We start from the raw sequence: 2,366 nt of genomic DNA, 5'->3' as shown, positions 1-2,366 counted from the left end.
TTTGTTATATGCTTAACTCATGAAGCTGAGAGATCGTTCTAAAATTGGAGTGACTTTCTTTTTCCAAACCTCGAGGGTTAAACCAAACCGCATTTAAACCAGCCTCTATCGCTGAAATAACGTCTTTTTCAAGTGAATCACCAACCATTGTAAGTTGACTAGGTTCAACACCTAACTTATTCGTTATTCTTTGATAAAATTCAGAACTACCTTTTGATAAACCAATATTTGACTTACAGAAATAGCCTGAAATGAATTGAGACAACCCTACTCGTTCAAATGCCAATTCAATATCCTGAACACTGGAATCATCAGCACCAGTTGCCACATAAAGCAAATGTCCTTTCTGGGATAACGAAGCTAACATTTCCAAAGCACCATCTACAGCTTGAACTGTTTCCCAATTACACATTTTTCCTTGAGTATTTGGAAAATCGACCATTAAAGTGTCACCCCAATCGAACAGATAAGCTTTTCTCATAATGCCTCCTTGCATATAACGCCTGCATAACACGTTTGCTACTATGCAAACCAAGCTGAATTTTACTGCCTTAATCACTGAAACTAAAGACAAACTGACAACGCCGAGTGTAGCAAATCGTGTTGATGCATTTGTTATGAGAATGTCTCACCCAGTGTGAACGACATAAATTGGCTGTGTGGATCAGGTTTGTAATCAGCAAAGGGATCACAGTATTGAAAACCAAATTTTTCATAGAGATTACGAGCTGGTTTGAAGAACTCTTGTGAACCGGTTTCCAAGCTAATTTTCTTATAACCCCTATCCGATGAAACATTTAATACATGATTGAGAAGAAGCGTACCTACACCCAAATTTCGCGCATGATTAGAGGTTCTCATTGACTTCAGTTCCGCATGATTTGAATCCAATTCCTTAATTGCTGCACAACCTAATAACTGCTCACCTTTCCAGCAGCTAAAGAACGTAATCTCGGGTACTTTTAGAGCGCTGACATCTAAAGCGTGCACACTTTCAGGAGGAGACGTTGCATACATATCTTCCAGGTGTTCTTTTAATAACTGAACAACTTCACCGCCATTCAAATCATCTATTTTAATATCCATATTTAAAATTATCCCTTAATTCTCATAACGCCTGCATAACACGTTTACTACCATGCAATTATACTTAATATTGACGCCTTAAAACGAGAAACACCCGGCAACCTGAGATGCCGAGTGTAGTAAATCGTGTTGATGCATTTGTTATACCCGCCCAACGTCATCATATATACCTGACAACGAAAGCTTAACTAAATCCACTTTTTCCAAGCCTTCATAACCATATTTTATACAGTCGTTATTCAACCATATTAAAAAACTTAAATTCAAATTATCAATATGCTTACATTGATATTGGTCTTCAACAAATGGAAATGCAACGATGTATTTGGAAGAAACCCACCTTTGCATATGCAACAAGTAATTATTTGATGTTGGAGCTATTTCAGCGCAAATGAACTCAACCAGTTGATATATGTAATATAATAAATAAGGTAGTCGACTGTAAAAATATGCCCATAGAGACGGGAATTGTTCACCTTTAGCAAAAATAAAATTAATATTTTGGCTTTCCGTTTTTATGGATTTATGTGACGTAAATAAGTGCATTGCTTTATTGCAGACACCATCAAAACTATCTTCACTTGCTTTTGAGTATCTTAATTGAGCTATATATTCAGGACTAAGAATAGTATTTAATTTTAGCTTGTCTAAAACATTAGCTATACGCTTAGTATGACCTTCGATACCACCAGCACTACTTGGCGATAACTTTTTTTGGTCGTTGGCGAAATCTTTAATAAACTGTTCATGATCCAAAATCATAGATTCTAGAACAAAAAGACTTTCCTGAATTGGTTTTCTTATTAACATATATGAAATTGTTAATTTACCTTTTTCTGAGGCTTTCATTGCTTCATATACACAATGAAGCATATCAGATAAAAGTGCAGGTAAAACCGTTGATCTAATGACCAAAGAACTTTCTTTATACTTTTCATTTTCATTCAACCAATCGATAATGTGGTCTTCACTTTTATCTAATGATTCGACTTCATTTTGTGTTAACTCAAAGGTCTGATTAAACGCCTGTGATTCACCTCCTGACTTCAAAAGCTCAACCATAATATCATGAATTAAAAAACATAAATCATGAGCTGGTTTAAACTCATTTGGTAATATTTTCAATATATTATCCTTTTTTAATATAGGGTATAACGCCGCAATAACACGTGCGAACGACTGACTTTCCAAACCAATTACACTCTAAACCGCGAATGCCGAGTGTAATTAGCATCGTGTTGATTGCTTTGTTACACGATCTTTGTCAACGCTTCGCTTTA

The 2,366-nt window shown here is 35.5% G+C and carries 3 protein-coding genes; all 3 read right to left on the bottom strand.

Features of this window, described 5'->3' with window-relative positions; genetic code table 11:
* Positions 1-4: 4 nt before the first annotated feature.
* The 3 genes from HC728_RS19395 to HC728_RS19385 all read right to left on the bottom strand — a co-directional run bounded on the left by HC728_RS19395 (position 5) and on the right by HC728_RS19385 (position 2,211).
* Positions 5-481 carry an HAD family hydrolase gene (locus tag HC728_RS19395; protein WP_141676981.1) on the bottom strand — a complete coding sequence of 159 codons (477 nt, stop codon included), beginning with the start codon at positions 479-481 and terminating at the stop codon, positions 5-7.
* Positions 482-615: 134 nt separating this feature from the next.
* Entirely contained in the window at positions 616-1,086 is a 471-nt protein-coding gene (locus HC728_RS19390) for a GNAT family N-acetyltransferase (RefSeq protein ID WP_065623197.1), read from the bottom strand.
* A 141-nt stretch (positions 1,087-1,227) separates the two neighbouring features.
* Entirely contained in the window at positions 1,228-2,211 is a 984-nt protein-coding gene (locus HC728_RS19385) for a hypothetical protein (protein WP_190395955.1), read from the bottom strand.
* Between the last annotated feature and the right edge of the window lie 155 nt (positions 2,212-2,366).

It is taken from the genome of Aliivibrio sp. S10_S31 (assembly GCF_014694495.1).
In the GTDB taxonomy this organism is placed as follows: domain Bacteria; phylum Pseudomonadota; class Gammaproteobacteria; order Enterobacterales; family Vibrionaceae; genus Aliivibrio; species Aliivibrio fischeri.
Note: the sequence above shows the minus strand (reverse complement) of the source record. Positions and strands in the feature narration are given on the sequence as shown.

Excerpts from the sequence above, each read along its gene's own strand:
- HC728_RS19390 (WP_065623197.1), bottom strand. The coding sequence starts at position 1,086 with ATGGATATTAAAATAGATGATTTGAATGGCGGTGAAGTTGTTCAGTTA.
- HC728_RS19395 (WP_141676981.1), bottom strand. The coding sequence starts at position 481 with ATGAGAAAAGCTTATCTGTTCGATTGGGGTGACACTTTAATGGTCGAT.